This window comes from Flavobacterium sp. Leaf359 (genome assembly GCF_001423985.1).
GTDB classification, from domain to species: Bacteria; Bacteroidota; Bacteroidia; order Flavobacteriales; family Flavobacteriaceae; genus Flavobacterium; species Flavobacterium lindanitolerans.
Window position 1 is genome coordinate 574 of record NZ_LMPW01000013.1, and the last position, 21,204, is coordinate 21,777.

A 21,204-nucleotide genomic window follows, 5' to 3' on the forward strand; every position below is an offset into this window, starting at 1 on the left:
AATTGTACCTTGTGACGTATTGGCAATAAAACGGGTAACGGATAAGGTAACAGGTCCGTTATCGCAAGCCGTGTAACTGGTCGTCGGGGTAATAGTTACTTCAAATCCGCTTGGATATTCCAATACAAATACTTTTTCTTTTTGAATAACGCAGCCCTGATTTTGTGTAACCACAACTTTATAGGTTCCGTTTTGTGTGGCAACATAGCTGCTTTGGTTGGCTCCCGGAATCGGGTCGTTGTTGCGGAACCACGCAAATTGAGGAGCAGTGGCATCGGTAGATACGGATAGTGTTTTTTGTTCGCCCGGTATCAGTATGTCAAAAACAGGTGAAGTTGTAGTGATTGTGAAAGTAGGAATCTGCAATGCAACAGTATTTGACTGTTTCGTGCACGTGCCACTTGTGGCTATAAGATAGTAATTGCCTTCTTCAGATGCCGTATGCGTGCTGGAAACGGCTCCTGCTATTGCAATATCGTTTTTAAACCATTGATAAGTATAGGTGGTGTTGGTGATATTGGATGAAAGCAGAACAGTTCCGTTTTCGCATAGTGGACCACTGTTGGTTATAGTATTGTTTTCAAGGGCAAGATTTACGGCCACGGTATTTGACGTAACAACGCCAAAATCAGGAATGGTAATTTTTAACAGATAGTTTCCGTTTTCAGACGGACTGTTTACCGGAAGTGAAATGTTTGTTGCACCAGGAATTGCAATGTCGTTTCTATACCATTGATAGCTGTAATTGTAAGTGTTGCCAAGAAGATTTATGTTGTTGTTTCCTGTAATGGCATCAAATCGTGAAATTGACAGTGTTGTAGCTGTGCTTGTGCAGGAAGTATAGCCTGTTCCGGTTTGGACTTGTACATCAAAACCTGATGGATAGACTACGGATACGGTGCTTTCTTTCGTTATGTTGCAAGGTTGTGCTTCGGTAACCGAAACAGTATAATCTCCGGCCTGTGTTATATTCAGTGCAGCTTGCGTTGCTCCGGGTAATGGAGAGGTATTTTTATGCCATTGGAATTGCGGATTTTGTGCATCGGTTATAGTGTTGACCGTAATAGTTTCGCCTGGAATTAATACTATTTGTGAAGATGTGCTGAGTGACAGGTTAAAGTCAATGACTTCTAGTGCTATAGGGTCGGACTCGAAAGTACAACCGGAAGCAGTAATTTCCAGATGATAAATGCCTTCTTCAGATGCTTCATAGGTTGGGCCGGTTGCGCCAGGTATGCTGTTGTTATTTTTGAACCAGGCATAGGTATAGCTGGCATTTTGTAATACACTGGTGAGTGTCAGGGTATCATTAGGGCAAATTGCTGTTGAGTTGTTTTCAGCTTGTATGACGGGGCTGATAGGGCTCTGAACCTGAACCTGAACAATATTGGAATAAGAATTCATTACACAGGTTCCATAGTCAACAATGACATAATAGGAACCGGGTTGTGTCACCGTCAGCGATGCACCGCGCTCTCCAGGGATTTCGATAAAGTTTTTATACCATTTGTAATTCAATGACGGATAATAGAGTGGCGATGCAGAAGTTCCGTCATTGTCTATCTGCAGCAGAAAACTTTCATTTCCGCAGAGTGTTACGGTACTGTTATTTCCGTTTATTGAAAATGCCTGATTATGTGCAGCATAATAAGCGGCAAAAGCATTGCTGTTTGGGCTTACTTTTAAAGGACTGGTACTCCTGACCCTAATTCTGTAGCCCTCCCCGTAAGTGTTTGTTGGCAGATTAAAATTACTGGTAACTGGTGAAGTTGTATTGGTAAGGGTTTTAACTATGACCGGATTTGCAAAACTTCCATTTCTATCTGATAATTCTACAATAAATTGGTTAGAAGCACCAAGATTTTGTACCGGGAAAAATGAAAATGAAAAGTTGTAAGTATTGAAGTTTGCTGATGCGCAAGCCTGCGTAAATGCTATAGAAGGAGTTGAAATAGTAATCTGCGCATACCCGAAGCCCACAAAACACAACCCAAACAGGAAGCAGTAAAGCAAACAAAGTTTTTTTCGCTGATTATATATTTTCATGGCAAACCTTAAAGTTATCAATACTTTGGCAATGCTATTGAGTTATACAGTTCCCCCAAATTGTATATCAATAACTATTAAATGTTTCCCTTTTGTCTTATAATCACTTCCTCATTAAAATTTAACACTGCTTAAATTTTACCAAAATTTGATTCCCACAATTCTTCCTTAACCTAAGGATTGGTTTCAAAAATAGTAAAAAATTGCATTTGAACGATAAAAAAATACACTTTATCGACTAAATTTTTTTAATTGGAATTTTAATAGTATTGAATGGCATTGATTTATTGATAATTCGATATTTTTTTAGTATATTTTTTAAGCTTTTAGAATTAAGTTTTGAATTCCAAGAATGATTTCTGTTAAAGAAGAAAGCGCACCTATAACTTATCTTTCATATTAATTACTATTACCAATCAAAATAACCAATGAATTATGATAGGGTGCGCTTTCTTAATTGTTTTTTCAGAACTATATTTTTATAAATAAAAAGTGTCTCTCATTTTTTACATCCTATTAATACTAATCCCTAATCACATGAAGAATGATGCGAGAGACACTTTTTTGAATGGTGTCATTCAGATGCTGTCAGTGATAATTCCTTAGACAGCCATACATTTTTATAATAGCAAAGATGAGTATTTACTAAGGTGTTGGCAATCATAAAGTAATAACTGGTTGGATATCGGGAATAAGTGGTAATATAGAAGTATAACTGGTATTTGTGATGGAAAAACTTAGGGGATTTAATATGCCGAAAAATAGATTATAGTGTTTGGAAATTGCGAGGTTCTTAGTAAACAAAGGTCTGATACCTACAAAATAGAGTAGTTTACATATAAAAGAAATACCTTTTCTTCTTAACCGAAATAACAAATGCTATACACGAGAAGTAATTCCTGTTTGCACTTTTTTTAAAAACAAAACCCTAATCTGTTGTCAGAACAAATCAGGGTTATTCAGTAGCCTCGGCGGGGATCGAACCTGCATCAAAAGTTTAGGAAACTCCCATTCTATCCATTGAACTACGAGGCCGTCAATGCAAAAATAAAAAACAAATCATGATTATTGAAACTTCGGTTGTTTTTATGGCATTTTGTTTCTGTAATTCAATAAAATTGTGAACCATTTACTAATTGATTGCTAAAATTCTGTTCAATGGATTAATTATTTGCTATATTTATAATAAAGATAACTGCTTTTAATTATGAAAAAGACTTACATCAGATATGATATCAATAGAGCCTGCCAGACGATACTGCAAGAACAGTTGGAAGAATTGGGTATTGGGTATGAGGTGGAGGATCTGGGTGAGATAATAATTCAGAAAAATGTGCCTGCCCCTCTTTTTCTTACGCTGAGAAATAATCTGCAACGTTATGGTATTGATTTATTGAATGATCAAAAAGGACAGCTAATCCAAAGGATTAAAAATACAATTATTGAAATGGTGGGACGGGACAAACTTCCAATGTCTAAAATTTCTTGTTATCTGGCGGAACGTCTGCAGATGAATTACAATTATATTTCTGCGGTGTTTTCTGAATATACGCACACCTCAATTGAAAACTATATCATACTGCAAAAAATAGAGCGTGCCAAAAAGCTTTTATTGCAGGAATTATCACTAACAGAAATCTCTTATTTGTTAAGCTATAGTAGTGTTGCCCACCTTTCGGGACAATTTAAAAAAGTGACAGGCCTGTCGCCTTCGGCTTTCAAAAAGATTATCAGTGAACGTAAAAAGATTGCCTATACCAATTAGAAATACATTTTTTTATGGAAAAAGAAGAGAAAATGCATATCGCACTAGCGGATGACGACCTGGAAGACCGTGAATTATTTCGTGATGCAATTGAAGAACTTGGGCTGGATGTTGAACTGACCCTTTTTAGTAAAGGAGATGAGTTGTTGGATTACCTTCACGATTCGCACGAGAGAAAATTGCCACATATCTTGTTTTTAGATTTGAATATGTTGTGTACCAAATACGACGATTGTCTTTCGGAAATACGCCGGCATTCTAAATTTAAGGACTTATCCATTGCTATTTACTCTACTTCCGGGGCAGAAAAGGACATCCACAAAACCTTTGTAGGTGGAGCCAATATCTATATCAAAAAACCTAATGATTTTGAAGTGCTGAAACAGTCTTTGCATGAGGTCTTAAAAATCAACTGGCAGTTTCATACTTCCGGGCTGGATAAAGGGACATTTCTTTTTCGTATTTAAATACTATTACCCTTCCCCTGTTTCCTGATTTGGAGCATCAACCGGTTTGGATTGTGGCGAGCCTTTTTGTCGTAAAAAAATAGAAAGTACTATAATTGCCATAACCGATAAAAATTCGCTTTGCCAGTTTTGAAAAGATTCGAACCAGAACCGAGTATCGCTAAGGTATTCCAGTGGCTTTTCCAATGGCAGACCTTTCAATAAAAGCTGTTCGTTCTCGTCTTTAAGACTTCCGTAAAAATGCAATGCGAATGAAGCGAGAAAAAGCAGAAATAGGACAATAGTCAATGAATGTTTGTAGAGTTCCAGAATCCATCCTCCCGTTTTGACCGGCCAGGGAGCATCCTTTCTGTTTTTGGAAGGTTCGCGGTCTACAGCTTCTGCCTTGTCAAAATCTTTTGACTCTGAAGAGCCTTTCTGTTGCAAAAAAATGGTCAACACAACAAACAAAGCCATCTGCAGGAATTCGCTTTCCCAGTTTTCAAATGTCGATTGGATAAAATGACCTGAATGTAAATAAGTCCAAAGTGTTATTGGAGTTGCTCCGTCTTGTAGCAATTCTTTATTGTGCTCTTCATATCCGCAAAAGACTTGCCCAACCAACGAACCCATGAAAAGTAAAAGGAAAACTAAAGTAAGACTGTTATTGCGAAGGAATTTTTTCATAAGGATTTAGTATACCTATAAATTTCTGCTATTTTTTTAAAAAGTAGTTTATACTTTTTTAGAGAAATCTTACAACAACAAACTAAACAAACCGGATATGCTGGCTTAAAAATATTCTTATTAATTGGTTACATTTGGAATTCAATTAATGACTAATCTATTCCAGCCCTATGTATAGAATTACAAAATCAGCTTTATTCCTACTGCTTTTATTTACTTTTTCTGTCTCCTATTCACAAGACAGGGTCATCGATTCGATAAAAACCCTGATAAGCAATCCGAAGCTTCATGATACGACAAAATTGAGAGCTATTAGCGAGGCTATGGATTATCATTATATGGAACAGGACAAGAATTATTATATCCTGAATAATATGTTGGGAAAAATTGCTTTGGAAAATTATAAAAAAAGCAATACTCCAGAATTGAAAAAGAAGTACACGCTCTGGCTGGCCAGCTATTATTCTACTGTAGGAACGGAATATTCTTTTACAAAAGAACGCGAAAAAGGATTGGTGTATCACGATAAAAGTATAGCCCTTTTTAAGTCGGTAAAAGCGTATGATGAGATGTACGCCAATATGCTGACGAAAGCAGCACTATATGTCCGAATGAATCAGGACGACAAGGCCATTCCGCTAATATTTGACGCCATCAAATATTTTGAAAAAGACAAAGAATATTATGTAGATGATCTGGCTTATGCCTATTCCGGACTGGGACAGATTTATATCGGCCAGAAGCAACATCAAAAAGCGATAAGTTACAATCAAAAGGCAATTCGTTTTTATGATGATTCCTATGCACAGGAACCCAATGACCATACCAGCTATCTTAAATCTTTGGCCTATGCCAATATAGCCTATTCTTATGCATCACTCAAAAAATATGAAGAATCGGTAGCATATTGCAATAAGGCCTTGCAGATATCCAGAAAAATAAAAAACTATACCATCACAGGTCTTGTTTTATCCCGATTAGGAAATGCAAAAGTGCAGCTCGGTAAGTTGGACGAAGCAGAAAAAATATTTAATGAAATCTTCACTATAAAAGAACTGGCAGCCGCCACAAACGATGCGGCCTTGACCGCCGCTTATCATGGCCTGGCTAATTTGTATATTAAAAAAGGTGACTTGAACAAAGCAGCGTTGTATGCAGAGAAAGGCTTTACGTTAAGCAAAAAAACGGGAAGCATTGACCTTCAGGATCAAGGTGCAAAGCTTATTTATGATATCAGCAAAGCGACCAAAAATTTTGAAAGAGCCCTTGAAATGTATCAGTTTCATGAAAAGATAGTAGATTCCAGCCAAATCCAGGCGTCAAAGAATGCGCTGGAGCAACAGCTGCTCAAATACGATTTCGAGAAAAAAGAATTAAATTACAAACTGGCAGCGCAAAAGAAAGCGGAGGTTAAAAACAATTGGCTTATAGGGCTTTCCGGAGCGCTTCTCGTATTGCTGATTGGCGGTTATTTTTATTACAGAAATACAAAGCAGAAACAAGAAATTGCAAAACTTGAGAAAAACCAAATAAAGCAAAAACTGCTCATTACCCAAATGAACCCGCATTTTATTTTTAATTCAATTAGTAATATCCAGGGACTGATTCGCGAAAAGAAAGAGGAAGAATCCATAAGGTACCTCAGTAAGTTTTCGATACTGACCCGACAGATTCTGGAGAATTCAAACGAAAATTATATTTCGTTAAAAGAAGAAGTAGCCATGATGGAAAATTATTTGTCCATCCAACAGCTTTTATACAACAACAAATTCAGCTTTACGCTTGTTGTTGATGAAGCCATTGATAAAGAGTCCTTGTTTTTGCCGCCCATGCTCACACAGCCTTTTATTGAGAATGCCATAAAACACGGTCTGGCAGATAAAGACCAAAACGGTAAAATTGATATCCGCTTTTACCTAAAAGAAGGGAAGCTGTTTTTTGAAATTTTCGATAACGGAAAAGGATTTGATGCCCCGAAAACCATAAGCAACCACAAGTCGTTGGCAATGACAATCACCAAAGAACGGTTGATTAGCTACACCAAAAATCAGGACTTTGTTGTGCAGACCGATACGATAAAAGATAAAGACGAGAAGGTTTTGGGAGCTAAGGTCGTTTTTGAAATACCTTATATTTATGAGAGTTAAGATTATGGATTTGATTGAAAACTGCTGATTGATAATATTATAAAAAAATCCTGATATTTCTATCAGGATTTTTTTCTGAGATAAATTTATAGTTGCATATTTGCTGATGTGAGAACATTTAATATCAAATCAATTTGTTGTTAATTTTTATTAAGCTGAAAATTTAAAAAACTTTTACGGGTATACTATTTTTACTTTCAAGAATACCATGATAGACTGTTACATTGTTTTCTTTTATTGTTTTTAGTATGTTTCTTGGCAGTTCAGATTTTATAGTAGTAGAATCACTAGTTAAATACATTTTTGCGAAATAATCATTCCCTCTTTTTAAATAGGCAAATCTACTACGGCCATATTCAGAATTTAGTGTGTCAGTTAAATTTATATAGATTTCAAAAAATAATTTTTCTTTTGGATGAATAAAGAAATGGTTGTTCTGTTCTTTGTTGGCATAATATCTAAACTTGTCAGAAGCTTTTAGTCTTTCCAAATCTAATGTTATATGTTCGAAATTGTATCTGACAGCTGAATCACGCAACGATTTATTAGAACCAAAATTGAAAGGAAGCTCTTTGTAGTTTACCTCACGATTATCTTTTTTGCTGTGAATCCTTAATGAAACATCATTTTTACTGACTGACTGATTAAAAAGACTATTGGTATTAATTAAAGGGTTAAAATAATAGATGACATCAGAGTTGTTTTGCACTTCAAACTGTAAAAGATTAATAGTATCTTTTTTTAAATCAAAATCATACGCAATAAGTGTGTCGTTTAAAATCTTTAATTCTAATTTATCGGTAGTGTTTTTTTTACAAGAAAAAAAAGCAAATAAACAAGGAATAATATATAATCTATTTTTCATTAATAAGGTAGTTTTATATAGCTAGTTTTTTTCTAAAATCTTCCTGTCTTGAAAAAGTCTCAAAAATGACCAGCTCCCATTTGAAACCAGTTTGCATTTCTTATAAGCTTAGTTTCCGTTCGAATACGTTATAATTTTTGGCTTTTATTTATATTAACAACAAATTCTATAAGTAGGGAATCTCAATTTTAAAAAAATATGGGCTTTTTTTCAGAAAGATCATTTACGTCAATGTCTTCACAGCTAAAGCTAATGATTCCATTTTCATAGTCTTCAATCAGAAAATTTATTTTTTCTAAACCATTATCTGATATGTCCTGAATATCAAATCCGGTAACTTGTTGTAGGCCTGGGTGAACAAAATCGAGTTTCAGATTAGTTATATTTTTAAATGTCATTACTACTTCAAAAAAATCCTTTGAAGAGTCGGGCCATCCCATTACACTATTTCTTAGTTGGCTATAAAAAGTTATAACAAGATTATCCGCTGATAATTCAAGCGATTTTATAAAAGCTATGTCTGATGGTTTCCAGGAACTATAAACAGTCGTTATTTTCTCTATGTTTTTAATTTTTTTCATTGTTATAAAAACTAAAAAATATTGGTTATTTTTCGCACTAAATCAAACTCTAATTCATTACTTTTTCCAATCCAAAGGACATCTTCTTCTACCCATTTGAATAAAACATAAGATTTTGTATTCGTAGTAATTTCACTCCAGGGCTTTCTTTTGATATCGATTTCAATTTCATTTTCCATAAAAAAACAAAAGGCAGTGTGTTCGTATGCAAACCAAAGTTGGGGTAGAATTTCTATTAATTCTTCACTAATGCCATCGCTAAAAAACGAAATCTCAAAACTTGAGGACTTAAAACTATTATTATCAACCATGATTTGTTTTAAGTTTTCTTTTAAGTATGTTGTATCATAATTTTCTCTGCTTACTTCAACATAAAATTTTCCCCTAGCTAAGCTTAATAGGGTCTTAATAATAGCTCGCATGTAGTATCTGTCAGAATGGGTGTCATTGACAGGTTTAATTGAGCACAGATCGTTGTGAAACTTATCGTATATAATTAGTTCTCTCACGGTATAAATTCCTCTATTTTGAAAGTAACTAGAATTTCATTTTGCATAAAATGTTCCACTTTTGATGCTTTATATAAATCTTTTCTAGATAATTTCGGTTGCAATATATAATCGTAAAAATCCGCAATATCAATCCTAAGCTTTTCAGCTTCCAGAGGATATTTAGGAAAATCGACGCCTAATAACAAATCAAATTGGCGTAATAGTTGGGCGCAATATAGAAGTTCAATATCAGAAAGACGGTTTCTTTTAAAAGCGACCCTTGAAAAATGATTTGGCAGGTATATCATATTGTTCCTTGTCTTTTCGAATCACAGCTTAAACAAAGCTTACCATTTCTCTCTGAATAAAACCTGACTTTCGCTAAATATTGGCTGTTTTTTCACAACCTGTTTATAACCTGAAGATTCAAATTTAATAGATCCTTTATCTGTTACAATTTCAAAATCCCATAAAGTGGTTTTTCCGTCTAAACCCAATCGGGGATTGCTTCTGTTAATATCCAGAATATCTAACCAATTCATGTTTTGATAATCGATATCAATTCTCAAATAGAGAACATTAAAGAAAATAAGAGTACACGGAGATACCCAAAATTTATACGAATTGGAGGTATTGTCTAAAACCCATTGGAATAGATAGTCAATGTCTAAACCAAATTCCAAATCGTCGTTTGGGAAAGAAATAGCGTGGATATGGCTATCATGCCATCCCATTTCTTCAAAATCAGTTTCAGTCCAAATTTTCTTAACATTCATTTTTAGAAGGATTACAATTTTATTGCTGGTTTTTAATTCTGAATTTGTATTGCCTGACTTAATTTAGCACCTCTATTTTTATGATTTCTATATCAGAAAGTAAGCAGGATAAGAGTCTGCCATAACCAACAAGAGAAAAAATATATTTCATTTCAGTTGACTTTTTCCCATATGCTAAATTATAGTTTTTCCGTGTTTCATCCATTAGCTTTTCAAAATTACTGTTTGGAGTATAGTATCCTTTTTCTGTAGCCAGGACATCTGATAAATTTTCTATCTTAATTCTGCATGTCCTAAAAGGAGTGTGTTTCTTTTCCAGGGGAAATATATCAAATGATACTGCCTCGGTTTTGATAGTTAATTTAATGTCCTGTTCAATCTCATCTAACGTTAAAACAATAATTAGATTTTCTTCAGAATAGGAATACTCCTGGAGGATTGCGTCGCCGCTGTTTTGAGTTAAATATTCTAAGTCTATCATAATTAGTTGCTAATAGTTATAAAACTCCATCATTGGGTTTGTTTCTTTTTGAAAGAAAATTATAAAGGTATAGTATTGCCGGAGGATAAAAAGCCAATAATAAAGGCCAATTCACAGGGGAATCTGAAAACAGATATAAGACCGGTAAAATAATTAGTAGTAAAAAAATAACAATGGCGAAGTACCATCCTGTTTTTCTTTGGTAAATGGGAGTCCTTGCCATAATTGTATTTTCAGGATTCAAGCTATTGTATGATTTGATGTGTTTTTTAAAATCATCATAGGATGATGAAAATCGTTTTATATTCTCCCCATCAGTGTTGATTAGCAGCTTAACAGGTCGGCTTTTTTTAAATCGGATTGTGAAAATCTGATATCCATTACCGCTTTCATATGTATAATCTTTTACCTGATCTAAAGAAAATGTTTTGTTTTTCTTTTCAAGCAGAAAATATTTTGTAGTAAATATAAATTCTGATTTATTGTAGGGGTATAATTCTACTTTAATTAATGCTGTTTTTCTAAGTAGTCGATAGGTAAGAAGAAAGACTGTAAGAAATAACAAAAGGAATAAGAATTCATTTTCAATACTAATTTCTGACTTCCATAACAACCCGACAAGAAAGAAAAAACAGAATAAAATCGCAAATGCCATTCTGCCAAATAATAGCAGGCTTGTTGTCGCTACAAAAGAATTCATTTTCATAGTATTTATTTGATAGATATGTTGCCTGCTTATTTAGGCAGATTAAAAACAAAGTATTGCAAATAGGGATGCAAAACCTTCTTTTTTATAATATCGATGACATTGGTTAAGGTGTTTTCCATTTTCTAGCAATATAAATGATTCAGGTTATATGTTTTAATTTCAAAATAAATAATAATTAAGAATCAAAAGTATTTAAAATAACGATATAGCTTATTCTATGTGCCGGAATTAACCGTAGGTTGTATTCTGTGTTTTAGGATAAATAAAAGTTCGGGAAAGCTTGCCTTCGCCTTTAGCAAAGACAAAAATTTCAAGGGAGTAATAAAAACAAAAAATCCTGATATTTCTATCAGGATTTTTTTTCTGCTCCCCCTCTTGGGCTCGAACCAAGGACCCTCTGATTAACAGTCAGATGCTCTAACCAACTGAGCTAAGGAGGAAGGCGTATTGCCTTTTAAAGCGGTGCAAATATAAGGCGAAATTTATTTCTTGCAAATAAAATTGAAGAAATTTTTCAATTTTTTTTCTATTTCACGATGGCTTTATAGATGTCATTGCCGTTCGCAAAGAGTACCAAAGCTATAAGTATAAAGAAACCAACAACTTGCGCTCTTTCCAGGAATTTTTCGCTCGGTTTCTTTCTTGTGATGATTTCAAACAATAAAAACATCACATGGCCACCGTCCAATGCCGGAATCGGTAAAAGGTTCATTACACCCAGCATAATCGATAGGAAAGCTGTAATCGTCCAAAAGTATTCCCAACTCCAAACACTAGGAAAAACATTAAAAATGGCATAGAAGCCTCCTACGCCTTTGTAGGCACCCGTATCAGGGTTAACAATAGCTTTTAGCTGTGTAAAGTAACGACCCAGTTCATCCTTGCTTCTTTGAATTCCGGCAGGAAATGATTCTGCAAGAGAAAAAGTTTCACGGCTTATTTTATAGTAACCTAATTTTTCAAGGTTCTCAGGTTTAAGTCCGCCTTGCATTACGCCCAATTTCCCATCCTTACCAACCGTTACTTTTACAGGCTGTTCTTTTTCATCTCGAAAAACGACCGCATCAAATGTTTTGCCCGCATTAGCTTCATTAAAAGCTAAAATCTCATCGGCATATTTCATTTTCTTACCGTCAATACTTAGGATAATATCTCCTTTTTTAAGGGTGTTTGTATTTGGAGAATCTTCCGAAATATTGGCTACCGTAAACGGAACACGCAATTTCAGGTAGCTTCTCTCTTCTTTCATAATTTTGGACAGTAAATCTACCGGAAGTTTGATTTCCTGTACAGCGCCATTTCTTTCAATAGTAGCCGTTTTGGCAAAATTGACATTGTATTGTACGTCGTCAAATTTTTCTACCTTCTTGCCATCAACAGCAATAATCTTGTCGCCGGTTTTGAATCCGATTTTCTCTCCTATTGGACTCGCTACCCAAATTCCGTCTTTTAGTTCAGAATTCGAAATATACGTATTGCCATAAACATAAGCCATGCCTATGTAAATGATAATTGCCAGAATAAAGTTGACCGTAACCCCGCCCAACATAATGATAAGTCGTTGCCAGGCCGGTTTGGAACGGAATTCCCAAGGCTGTGGCGGAAGTGCCATCTGTTCCTTGTCCATGCTCTCGTCAATCATCCCTGCAATTTTCACATAGCCGCCAAGTGGCAACCATCCGATTCCGTAAACTGTTTCACCAATTTTTTTCTTGACCAGTGAGAATTTTACATCAAAGAAAAGGTAGAATTTTTCAACCCGGGTCTTAAATAATTTGGCCGGGATAAAGTGTCCCAATTCGTGTAATACAATCAGCAAGGATAAACTCAACAAAAACTGAGAGAGCTTAATAACTATTTCCATTTTTTAATTTTAGATTCAATAATTGCGAACAAAAATAGTGTTTTCTATTTACTTACGGTGGGATTATTCATTTTTCAATATTTTAAATGTTTGTTAATCTTTGAAATCGGAATTTTTAGTTTAGGCGATGTGAAGTAATTTTACTTTTTGAAACGGAATCAGCGTGCATTCCACTCTATTTCTGCCTTATGCCATTGCCGGCATCTTGCTAACTATACTAAACTTATACAATCATGGAAAAAAGACAATTGGGTAATACAGACCTGCATATTTATCCTGTGGCGTTTGGAGGAAACGTTTTTGGATGGACTCTAGACGAAAAGAAATCCTTTGAAATTTTAAACGGCTTTACAGAAGCAGGTTTTAATTTTATTGATACGGCTGATGTTTACTCACGCTGGGCACCCGGAAATACAGGAGGCGAATCAGAAAGAATCATTGGCAAATGGCTGAAAGAAAAGAAAAACCGCCACAATATTGTCCTGACCACCAAAGTGGGTTCTGATATGGGCGATGGCAGAAAAGGACTGAAAAAACAATACATACTCAAAGCTGTTGAAGACTCGCTGCAACGACTCGGAACCGATTACCTCGATTTATACCAAACCCATTTTGATGATGTAGAAACTCCGGTAGAAGAAACATTGGAAGCCTATGCCCAATTACAAAAAGACGGTAAAATTCGTTGGATTGGAACATCAAACATGTCGCCCGAAAGAATCCTCGCTTCTTTAGAAGCCAGTGCTGCCAAAGGACTTCCGCGTTATGAAACCCTGCAGCCTCACTATAATTTATATGCCAGAGAAAAATATGAAACCCAATACGAATCGCTGGCGTTAGAAAATGGACTGGGCGTAATTACTTATTTTTCTCTCGAAAGCGGATTCCTGACCGGTAAATACAGAACAAAAGACGATTTGGGTAAAAGTCCGAGAGGCGGAGATATGGACAAATACTTCGATGAAAGAGGTTTGAAAATCCTGGCGGCACTTGATGAAATTTCAAACCAATACAAAGCCACACCCGCAGCCGTATCGCTGGCATGGCTCATACAAAGACCATCGGTTACGGCTCCAATAGTCAGTGCCACCAGCAAAAGCCAGTTAGAAAGCATCATCCTGGCACCGGAGCTAAATCTGGATGCAGATGCCATCCGCTTGTTAGACAAAGCCAGTGCCTGGCAACAATAAAAAATATCAGAACAAACAAATTTGTTAATTATTGATGGAATTCAGATTTATCAACGCCTTCAACACCCGTCCCAAACTTAAAGGCTATAAACATGCCAAAGAGTCTTATTTAAAACGGATACGTTGGGCGGTTTCCCTTTTTTATTTTGGAATGGGATTGTGTTTTGCCACCTGGGCAAGCCGTATTCCGGACATTAAGGCCTCGCTTCACCTAAGCGAAAGCGATTTGGGTTCCATTCTCTTTGCCCTTCCTTTCGGTCAGCTTATGATTATGCCCTTTTCAGGAAAACTGGTTACAAAATACGGAAGCCATAAAATTTTACTCATCGCATTGGCATTATATGCAATTGCCCTAACCAATCTTGGCCTGGCAGAAAAACCCTGGCAACTTTCTCTGGGTCTGTTTTTGTTTGGAATTTTCGGAAACCTGAGTAATATTGCCGTCAATACGCAGGGAGTTTATACAGAAGGACTTTTTAAAAGAACCATCATGTCGTCGTTTCACGGAGCCTGGAGTACGGCCGGCTTTTCAGGAGCCCTAATCGGTATTGCAATGCTGGCATTAAAACTGTCACCTTTTCAACATTTTGTAATAGCTGCCCTTATTGTTTTTGTACTGATGGCAGCCAATTACAAATACCTAATCAGGGCAAAAGAGAAAAAATCTTCTGAGAAGAAGAAATTTTTTGCCAAACCGGATGGTGTCTTGCTCTGGTTGGGCATTATCGGTTTTTGCTGTATGGCGAGTGAAGGAGTCATGTTTGACTGGAGTGGTGTTTATTTTAAGGAAATCGTTAAAGCGCCCGGCCCGTTAGTGATTTTAGGATATACCTCATTTATGATTATGATGGCGAGCGGACGATTTTTAGGCGACCGTCTAATTCATAAATATGGACGGAAAAGAGTGCTGCAAATTAGCGGACTGCTCATTTCAATCGGATTGTTTACCTCCGTCTTTCTGCCTTATCTCATTCCGTCTACTTTGGCCTTTATGCTGGTAGGTCTTGGTGTTTCGACGATCGTGCCAACAGTATACAGTATTGCCGGAAAGAATGCAACAGTTGCTCCGGGCGAAGCATTAACCATTGTTTCCAGTGTGAGTTTCCTGGGCTTCCTGATGGGGCCTCCGGTTATCGGTTTTATTGCCGAAGCCGCCGGACTGCAATTTTCCTTTGCCTTTATCGGAATCTTTGGAGTGCTGATTGCTTTTATGGCAAGCCGAATCAAGGCAATACAATAAAATGTTTTTGTTATAACGAAAAAGGGCTTCCATTCGGAAGCCCTTTTTTATAGGTTCAATTATGCCTTGATAAACTTCATTTGTTTTGTTCCGGCATCCGTAATTATTTTCACAAAATTGACTCCAACCGGCAAGGCTGAAACATCCCATGAAGTCTGAGAAGCCGTTTCCTTTATGATTTGTCCCAAGGCATTGTAGAAAATTGCTTTTTCAAGCACTACATTGTCAGGAAGTTCTAACTGTAAGGAATGAGAGGCAGGATTAGGGTAAAGCTTTACGTTTTCATCCAATACGAAAGCTTCGTTTCCTAATGTAGCGGTACTGTTTCTTGCAATAATGTCGCTTTTTGGATTAAAGGTAATGCCTGTAATCGCAAACGGAACATTTTTGTCGATGGTCTGGTTGTTGGTAGTGTTGTCCAAAATCAAATCCAAAGACTGGCCTCCTGTGCCAGTTACACGAACCGGAACCGGCATTTCAAAAAAGGAAACCGATGAATGGGATTGTGTCTGGCTTACAGTAAAACGGGCTACACCCGGAGAAAAATTTCTCACCGTTATGGTATATCTTGGATAACCCTGACCATACACCCAATCATTAAAAAATTCATCCAAATCCATTCCGGAAGCAGCCTCCAGGTGTGTTTTTAGGTTTTCGGTTATCGCATAGCCATACGCCAGAGTCGGGTCGGCCAGATAGTTTTTAATACCCTGAAAAAAGTTAGTATCACCCAGTTTAAAGCGTAGCATATGTACAACCATAGCACCTTTGTCATAAGACAGCCTGCTGCTAAAAATCCTTCCCGCATCTAAAGCTTCACTGTCTGTCAGATAAACCGCACCGCCGGGCTGTGAAGTGATATTGTTAATCAAGCCGCTTTTCCAGGAATTAAAATTAGTAGCGCCATCCATATCCTCAATAACAAGACCGGCCAGATAGCTGGCAAAACCTTCATTAAGCCAAATATCTTTCCAGCTGCCACAAGTAATTTTATCTCCAAACCATTGGTGGGCTAATTCATGGGCAATCAAATCCCTGCCAAAACTACCCATAAAAGAAACCGTAGTGTGTTCCATTCCGCCGGGCAGAGAACATTGCGCATGGCCATATTTTTCGTTAGCAAAAGGATAGGTCTCAAACAGCTGCTCAAACAAATTCATAATAGGCACAGTAACAGCCAAATCATTTTGGACAACGGCCTGGCTTTCGGGATAGATGTAATTCACAATCGGGAAGGTGTGTGGTGCTGTTCCTGCCTGTTGTGTGAAGATGGCGTAATTGGTCACGGCAATAGCCACAAGATAGGCCGGAATAGGATAACCATGACGGAAATGTGTGGTTTTTGTACCATCTCCATTATTTACAGAACTGATTTGAACTCCGTTGGCAACGCTTACATATTGGGAACCGGTTTTTATAAATACGTCTAGGTTTTCAATTTTGTCGTTCAGGTCCTGTTTGCATGGCCACCAGTCTCTGGCTCCAAAAGGCTCTGAAAGGGTGTAAAGACCCGGATTTCCGGCATGTGTATAAGTGTTGAATCCGTCGCTTTGTGCCGGAGGAGCTCCTTCATATACAATTGTCAATGAATCCAGTACATTTGTGTTTTGAACGGCAGGCAGGTTAATAACCAATTCATTGGTGCCGTTTTGCGTAAAACTAAGCGAGGTGTTTCTTTGCTTTACGGAACTGACAGTCAATTCATCTGCAAGGTCAAAAGTAACAGTGCTCATATTTGTTTTTGCCCTGTAATAAGTAGTCACATTCCCCTTAACATAGTAATTGCTTGGATTTACCTCAAACCGGAGCCTGTGATAAGTAACATCGTAATTTTCAGTATTGGGGTTATTTCTGAAGTTAATCTTTTTTACTGCTGATTTTCGTTCTGCCTCAGCTATTTGATGGTTTTGCGAAGAGGAACTTTGCGCAAAACCAATGCCTGACAGAGATAAAGCAAGCAGCAGGTATATTTTTTTCATAATCTGGAAAAATTTCCCAAATGTAATTAATAAATCACACACAAGGTGTTAATTTATCAGGACTAGAGCCGCATTTAAAACTTTACACTATGTTGGTCGCTAACTTTGCAACTGTCAACCTTTTTTCCTTAAATTTGCTACCTTTATAAAACCAGAACGATGTTACAGATAGCATTTATTAGAGAAAACCAGGAGAAAGTCCTCAAAGCTTTGGCAAAACGAAACATGGATGCCAAAAGTATTGTTGAACTAGCCGTGCAGCTTGATGAAAAAAGAAGAGCGACACAGGCTGAAATGGACAATATTTTGTCGGAATCGAATAAGCTATCCAAAGACATAGGCGAGTTGATGAAAAGCGGCGAGAAGGCAAAAGCAGAATTGCTGAAAACCAAAACAACTTCGCTAAAAGAAAAAAGCAAGGAATTGGCTGAAAAACTTGACGTATATACAAACGAGTTGACAGAGCAATTGTACCTGCTTCCAAATCTTCCGGCAGATATTGTTCCGGAAGGGAAAACTCCGGAAGACAACGTAACCGTTTTGCAGGAAGGTGACATTCCGGAACTGCATGGCGAAGCTTTGCCACACTGGGAACTGGTAAAAAAATACGACATTATTGATTTTGAATTAGGAAATAAAATCACGGGTGCGGGATTTCCTGTCTATAAAGGAAAAGGAGCCAAATTGCAACGTGCGCTGATTACCTATTTCTTAGATAAAAATACGGAAGCCGGCTACCAGGAATTTCAGGTACCGCATTTTGTAAATGAAGCATCGGCTTACGGAACAGGACAGCTTCCGGACAAAGAAGGACAAATGTATCATGACGCTACAGACGACCTTTATTTGATTCCAACAGCAGAAGTTCCGGTAACCAATTTATTCCGCGATGTTCTTTTGCAGGAAAACGAACTTCCAATTCTGGCCACGGCCTACACACCATGCTTTAGAAGAGAAGCAGGTTCCTATGGGGCACACGTTCGCGGTTTGAACCGCTTGCACCAATTTGACAAGGTTGAAATTGTAAGGGTGGAACATCCGGAAAAATCATACGAGGCTTTGGAAGGTATGGTAGAGCACGTAAGAACCATCCTGAACGAACTGAAACTTCCTTACAGGATTCTTCGTCTTTGCGGAGGAGATATGGGGTTTGCATCTGCCATGACCTATGATTTTGAAGTGTTTTCAACAGCACAAGACCGTTGGCTGGAAATCAGTTCGGTATCCAACTTTGAAACATTCCAGTCTAACCGATTGAAGTTGCGTTACAAAGATAAAGACGGTAAAAACCATTTGGCACATACCCTGAACGGTAGTTCTTTGGCTTTGCCTAGGGTATTGGCAGGCATTTTGGAAAATTACCAGACACCGGAAGGTATCGTGATTCCGGAAGTGCTGCGTCCCTATACCGGATTTGATATTATAAATTAAGGAACAATTAACCAATAGTTTAATGTAGCAATGTACTAATTCAGCCTTAAAATTGTTATATTAGTACATTGTTATATACCTTTTTGCATTAAACTACAATGAAAAAGATTTTCCTATTCTTAAGTTTGTTTGCGTCACTGTTTGTTTTTGCACAAAACGAACAGTTGGCTATCAATTATTTTGATAAAGGAGAATTTGAAAAAGCCATCATTAGTTTTGACGAACTGCTGAAAAATCAGCAAGGCAACAGTTTTTATTTCCAGAAAATAATAGAATCCTATCAGCAACTGCAACAATATGACCAGGCAGACAAGCGCCTTCAGGAACGTTATGCAAAATACAAGCAGCCGTCACTTCTGGTTGAGATAGGATACAACTATCAATTGCAGAAAGATGCCGGAAAAGCTAAAAAGTTTTATGAACAGGCAATAAGCAAGATTAATGAAAATCCATCCAACGTCTATGCCGTGGCCAACACTTTCGAGAAAAAAGTCTTGCTGGAATATGCTCTGGAGTCCTATAATCTGGCAATAAAGCTGGAACCCAAATTCAAATTCAATTACCAAATGGCTGTCATTTACGGACAATTGGGCAAGATGGACCTCATGATTGACACTTTTCTGGAAGAAGCCTATTCCAACCAGAACAACACTATCATGATTCAAAACCAGCTTTCGCGTTTCATGACAGAAGAAGCTGAAGAAACATTCAATACGGCATTGCGCAAGGCACTTCTGGTTCGTGCCCAGAAAAATCAGGATATATTCTGGAATCAGTTCCTAAGCTGGTTTTTTGTACAGCAAAAAGATTATGCCAAAGCATTTATCCAGGAAAAGGCCATCTACAGACGTGACCCGGAATCTTTTTCGAATATCGTAAACCTGGCCGAACTGGCAATGGAAGAGAATGAAGAAGAAACAGCAAAGGAAATTTTTGCCTTTGTGTTGGAAAACACGCAGGATTTGGATTTGCAAATCAGGGCGCATTATTTTTTAATGGAATCGAAAATTCAAAAAGCACCCGAAAAAGAATATCCAGCCATAAAAAGTGAACTGGATTTATTGGTTAAAAAATACGGAATAAGTCCTTACACCTTATCGTTACAGATATTACAAGCTCATTTTGCAACTTTTAATCTTAAAAATCCGGAAGAAGGGAAGGCGGTTTTAAAACGCGCATTGGAATTACCTTTAAATAAGTACCAGACCGCAGATGTAAAAATGGAATTGGCCGATATTCTGCTTTATGAAGAAAAATTCAATCAGGCATTGATTTATTATTCCCAGATAGAAGAAGATTTGAAGAACGATGCCGTTGGACATGAAGCAAGCCTGAAAGCGGCTAAAACCAGCTATTTCAAAACCGATTTTGAATGGGCACTAAAACAATTTAAGGAACTAAAGTCAGCCTCAACACAGCTTATAGCAAATGATGCTTTGGAATTGTTTCTTTTAATTAATGACAATACGGTAGCAGATTCGACACAGGTTGGGTTAAAGAAATTTGCCAGAGGCGATTATTTGCTCTATCAGAATAAAAACAAGGAAGCACTGGAACAATTCCAATCGATATTGAAGGAATACAAAGGTCAGGAAATCGAAGACGAAACACTCTTGCGAATTGGCGAGACTTATGAAAAGCTAGGTGACTACAATGCCGCCTTGGCACAATATCAGGGGATAATCGATAACCACAAAGACGGAATCTATATTGATGAAGCGCTTTATTTTTCGGCAGAGATTTACAATAAAAAACTGAAAGATACTGATAAGGCAAAAGCATTATACGAACAAATCTTATTCAACCACGAAGACAGTATCTATTTTGTAGAGGCAAGGAAAAAATTCAGGCAGTTGCGGGGTGATACGAATTTATAATTATAGAATTACGAATTACGAATTACGAATTACGAATTACGAATTACGAATTACGAATTTTTCAAAATAAACCGCTTCATTAGCGGAATCTAAAAATCTAATATTCTAAGAAATGATAATATACAACGTAACCATAAATATTCACGAATCGGTACATGATGAATGGCTTCATTGGATGCAGCACAAGCACATTCCGGAAATTCTCGGAACTGGAAAGTTCTCTTCGGCACGTCTTGTAAAAGTTCTGGTAGAAGAAGAAATGGGTGGAGTAACCTATTCGGTGCAATATTGGGCAGATTCCAGAGAAAATCTGGACAGCTACTATAAGGAGCACGCACCCGGATTCAGAGAAGAAGGACAAAGGCTGTTTGGCGACAAAATGCTTGCCTTCCGGACAGAACTGGAATTCATTAGTGATCATAAATCGGTTTAGGTGAAATTAGAAATCAGATAATAGATGGCAGATGAAAGATAATAGATGACTGGTGTTTAGGTAATCTAAAATCGCAAATCATAAATAAGACAGCAGATAATAGATGATAGATGAGAGACAGTTAGGTAATCCGAAATCATAAATCATAAATCTAAAATCGCAAATCATAAATAAGACAGCAGATAATAGATGATAG

General features: G+C 37.0%; 19 protein-coding genes and 2 tRNA genes. 8 read left to right on the plus strand and 13 right to left on the minus strand.

Annotation, left to right across the window (positions count from 1 at the left end):
- Together ASG38_RS12505 and ASG38_RS12510 are read right to left on the minus strand one after the other, a co-directional pair.
- The coding region (locus tag ASG38_RS12505) for a hypothetical protein (protein WP_162239700.1) at positions 1-2,046 on the minus strand (2,046 nt) is incomplete at its 3' end.
- 963 nt (positions 2,047-3,009) lie between these two features.
- Positions 3,010-3,081: transfer RNA gene (locus tag ASG38_RS12510), tRNA-Arg, on the minus strand.
- 172 nt (positions 3,082-3,253) lie between these two features.
- Between ASG38_RS12510 and ASG38_RS12515 the strand changes: the two genes are divergently transcribed.
- On the plus strand, positions 3,254-3,811 hold the full coding sequence (locus ASG38_RS12515; RefSeq protein ID WP_056071481.1) for an AraC family transcriptional regulator: 558 nt from the start codon (positions 3,254-3,256) through the stop codon (positions 3,809-3,811).
- A gap of 14 nt (positions 3,812-3,825) precedes the next feature.
- A complete protein-coding gene (locus ASG38_RS12520; RefSeq protein WP_056071484.1) occupies positions 3,826-4,278 on the plus strand; it encodes a response regulator in 453 nt (150 codons plus the stop codon).
- A gap of 6 nt (positions 4,279-4,284) precedes the next feature.
- Here ASG38_RS12520 and ASG38_RS12525 read toward each other — a convergent pair whose 3' ends face one another.
- Positions 4,285-4,944, minus strand: a complete 660-nt coding sequence (locus ASG38_RS12525) for a DUF6766 family protein (protein WP_056071487.1) — start codon at positions 4,942-4,944, stop codon at positions 4,285-4,287.
- A 170-nt stretch (positions 4,945-5,114) separates the two neighbouring features.
- Between ASG38_RS12525 and ASG38_RS12530 the strand changes: the two genes are divergently transcribed.
- Positions 5,115-7,091: a tetratricopeptide repeat protein gene (locus ASG38_RS12530; RefSeq protein ID WP_056071490.1), complete on the plus strand. Its 1,977-nt coding sequence runs from the start codon at positions 5,115-5,117 to the stop codon at positions 7,089-7,091.
- A 163-nt stretch (positions 7,092-7,254) separates the two neighbouring features.
- Here the strand turns inward: ASG38_RS12530 and ASG38_RS12535 are convergent, their stop codons facing one another.
- The 9 genes from ASG38_RS12535 to rseP all read right to left on the minus strand — a co-directional run bounded on the left by ASG38_RS12535 (position 7,255) and on the right by rseP (position 12,858).
- Positions 7,255-7,956, minus strand: a complete 702-nt coding sequence (locus tag ASG38_RS12535) for a hypothetical protein (RefSeq protein WP_056071493.1) — start codon at positions 7,954-7,956, stop codon at positions 7,255-7,257.
- A 188-nt stretch (positions 7,957-8,144) separates the two neighbouring features.
- Positions 8,145-8,537, minus strand: coding sequence for a hypothetical protein (locus ASG38_RS12540; protein WP_056071496.1), 393 nt, complete (start codon positions 8,535-8,537; stop codon positions 8,145-8,147).
- Positions 8,538-8,548: 11 nt separating this feature from the next.
- Entirely contained in the window at positions 8,549-9,046 is a 498-nt protein-coding gene (locus ASG38_RS12545) for a hypothetical protein (RefSeq protein WP_056071499.1), read from the minus strand.
- A complete protein-coding gene (locus ASG38_RS12550; RefSeq protein WP_056071502.1) occupies positions 9,043-9,336 on the minus strand; it encodes a hypothetical protein in 294 nt (97 codons plus the stop codon). The genes ASG38_RS12545 and ASG38_RS12550 overlap by 4 nt, the downstream gene beginning before the upstream one ends.
- Positions 9,337-9,375: 39 nt before the next feature.
- On the minus strand, positions 9,376-9,804 hold the full coding sequence (locus tag ASG38_RS12555) for a hypothetical protein (protein ID WP_056071505.1): 429 nt from the start codon (positions 9,802-9,804) through the stop codon (positions 9,376-9,378).
- A 58-nt stretch (positions 9,805-9,862) separates the two neighbouring features.
- A complete protein-coding gene (locus ASG38_RS12560; RefSeq protein ID WP_056071507.1) occupies positions 9,863-10,285 on the minus strand; it encodes a hypothetical protein in 423 nt (140 codons plus the stop codon).
- A gap of 16 nt (positions 10,286-10,301) precedes the next feature.
- On the minus strand, positions 10,302-10,991 hold the full coding sequence (locus ASG38_RS12565; RefSeq protein WP_157486172.1) for a hypothetical protein: 690 nt from the start codon (positions 10,989-10,991) through the stop codon (positions 10,302-10,304).
- Between the two features lie 369 nt (positions 10,992-11,360).
- A tRNA-Asn gene (locus ASG38_RS12570) sits at positions 11,361-11,434 on the minus strand.
- Positions 11,435-11,520: 86 nt separating this feature from the next.
- Positions 11,521-12,858: an RIP metalloprotease RseP gene (rseP, locus tag ASG38_RS12575; protein WP_056071515.1), complete on the minus strand. Its 1,338-nt coding sequence runs from the start codon at positions 12,856-12,858 to the stop codon at positions 11,521-11,523.
- Between the two features lie 233 nt (positions 12,859-13,091).
- Here rseP and ASG38_RS12580 point away from each other — a divergent pair, with 233 nt between their 5' ends.
- Entirely contained in the window at positions 13,092-14,048 is a 957-nt protein-coding gene (locus ASG38_RS12580) for an aldo/keto reductase (RefSeq protein WP_056071518.1), read from the plus strand.
- A 34-nt stretch (positions 14,049-14,082) separates the two neighbouring features.
- Complete coding sequence (locus ASG38_RS12585; protein WP_157486173.1) at positions 14,083-15,288, plus strand: MFS transporter; 1,206 nt, start codon at positions 14,083-14,085, stop codon at positions 15,286-15,288.
- A gap of 59 nt (positions 15,289-15,347) precedes the next feature.
- Here the strand turns inward: ASG38_RS12585 and ASG38_RS12590 are convergent, their stop codons facing one another.
- The gene (locus ASG38_RS12590; protein ID WP_056071522.1) at positions 15,348-17,267 is read right to left on the minus strand and encodes a M1 family aminopeptidase; all 1,920 of its coding nucleotides are present in this window, start codon (positions 17,265-17,267) and stop codon (positions 15,348-15,350) included.
- Between the two features lie 159 nt (positions 17,268-17,426).
- Here ASG38_RS12590 and serS point away from each other — a divergent pair, with 159 nt between their 5' ends.
- The 3 genes from serS to ASG38_RS12605 all read left to right on the plus strand — a co-directional run bounded on the left by serS (position 17,427) and on the right by ASG38_RS12605 (position 21,008).
- Positions 17,427-18,698, plus strand: a complete 1,272-nt coding sequence (serS, locus tag ASG38_RS12595) for a serine--tRNA ligase (protein WP_056071523.1) — start codon at positions 17,427-17,429, stop codon at positions 18,696-18,698.
- Between the two features lie 98 nt (positions 18,699-18,796).
- Positions 18,797-20,575 (plus strand): tetratricopeptide repeat protein, encoded by a 1,779-nt coding sequence (locus ASG38_RS12600; RefSeq protein ID WP_056071526.1) that lies wholly within the window; start codon positions 18,797-18,799, stop codon positions 20,573-20,575.
- Between the two features lie 112 nt (positions 20,576-20,687).
- Positions 20,688-21,008, plus strand: coding sequence for a DUF4286 family protein (locus tag ASG38_RS12605; protein WP_056071530.1), 321 nt, complete (start codon positions 20,688-20,690; stop codon positions 21,006-21,008).
- The last annotated feature ends 196 nt before the right edge of the window (positions 21,009-21,204 follow it).

What these genes read in the sequence shown, in the direction of transcription:
- ASG38_RS12515 (WP_056071481.1), top strand. Translation starts at nt 3,254, where the DNA reads ATGAAAAAGACTTACATCAGATATGATATCAATAGAGCCTGCCAGACG.
- ASG38_RS12520 (WP_056071484.1), top strand. Translation starts at nt 3,826, where the DNA reads ATGGAAAAAGAAGAGAAAATGCATATCGCACTAGCGGATGACGACCTG.
- ASG38_RS12525 (WP_056071487.1), bottom strand. Translation starts at nt 4,944, where the DNA reads ATGAAAAAATTCCTTCGCAATAACAGTCTTACTTTAGTTTTCCTTTTA.
- ASG38_RS12530 (WP_056071490.1), top strand. Translation starts at nt 5,115, where the DNA reads ATGTATAGAATTACAAAATCAGCTTTATTCCTACTGCTTTTATTTACT.
- ASG38_RS12535 (WP_056071493.1), bottom strand. Translation starts at nt 7,956, where the DNA reads ATGAAAAATAGATTATATATTATTCCTTGTTTATTTGCTTTTTTTTCT.
- ASG38_RS12540 (WP_056071496.1), bottom strand. Translation starts at nt 8,537, where the DNA reads ATGAAAAAAATTAAAAACATAGAGAAAATAACGACTGTTTATAGTTCC.
- ASG38_RS12550 (WP_056071502.1), bottom strand. Translation starts at nt 9,336, where the DNA reads ATGATATACCTGCCAAATCATTTTTCAAGGGTCGCTTTTAAAAGAAAC.
- ASG38_RS12555 (WP_056071505.1), bottom strand. Translation starts at nt 9,804, where the DNA reads ATGAATGTTAAGAAAATTTGGACTGAAACTGATTTTGAAGAAATGGGA.
- ASG38_RS12560 (WP_056071507.1), bottom strand. Translation starts at nt 10,285, where the DNA reads ATGATAGACTTAGAATATTTAACTCAAAACAGCGGCGACGCAATCCTC.
- ASG38_RS12565 (WP_157486172.1), bottom strand. Translation starts at nt 10,991, where the DNA reads ATGAAAATGAATTCTTTTGTAGCGACAACAAGCCTGCTATTATTTGGC.
- rseP (WP_056071515.1), bottom strand. Translation starts at nt 12,858, where the DNA reads ATGGAAATAGTTATTAAGCTCTCTCAGTTTTTGTTGAGTTTATCCTTG.
- ASG38_RS12580 (WP_056071518.1), top strand. Translation starts at nt 13,092, where the DNA reads ATGGAAAAAAGACAATTGGGTAATACAGACCTGCATATTTATCCTGTG.
- ASG38_RS12585 (WP_157486173.1), top strand. Translation starts at nt 14,083, where the DNA reads ATGGAATTCAGATTTATCAACGCCTTCAACACCCGTCCCAAACTTAAA.
- ASG38_RS12590 (WP_056071522.1), bottom strand. Translation starts at nt 17,267, where the DNA reads ATGAAAAAAATATACCTGCTGCTTGCTTTATCTCTGTCAGGCATTGGT.
- serS (WP_056071523.1), top strand. Translation starts at nt 17,427, where the DNA reads ATGTTACAGATAGCATTTATTAGAGAAAACCAGGAGAAAGTCCTCAAA.
- ASG38_RS12600 (WP_056071526.1), top strand. Translation starts at nt 18,797, where the DNA reads ATGAAAAAGATTTTCCTATTCTTAAGTTTGTTTGCGTCACTGTTTGTT.
- ASG38_RS12605 (WP_056071530.1), top strand. Translation starts at nt 20,688, where the DNA reads ATGATAATATACAACGTAACCATAAATATTCACGAATCGGTACATGAT.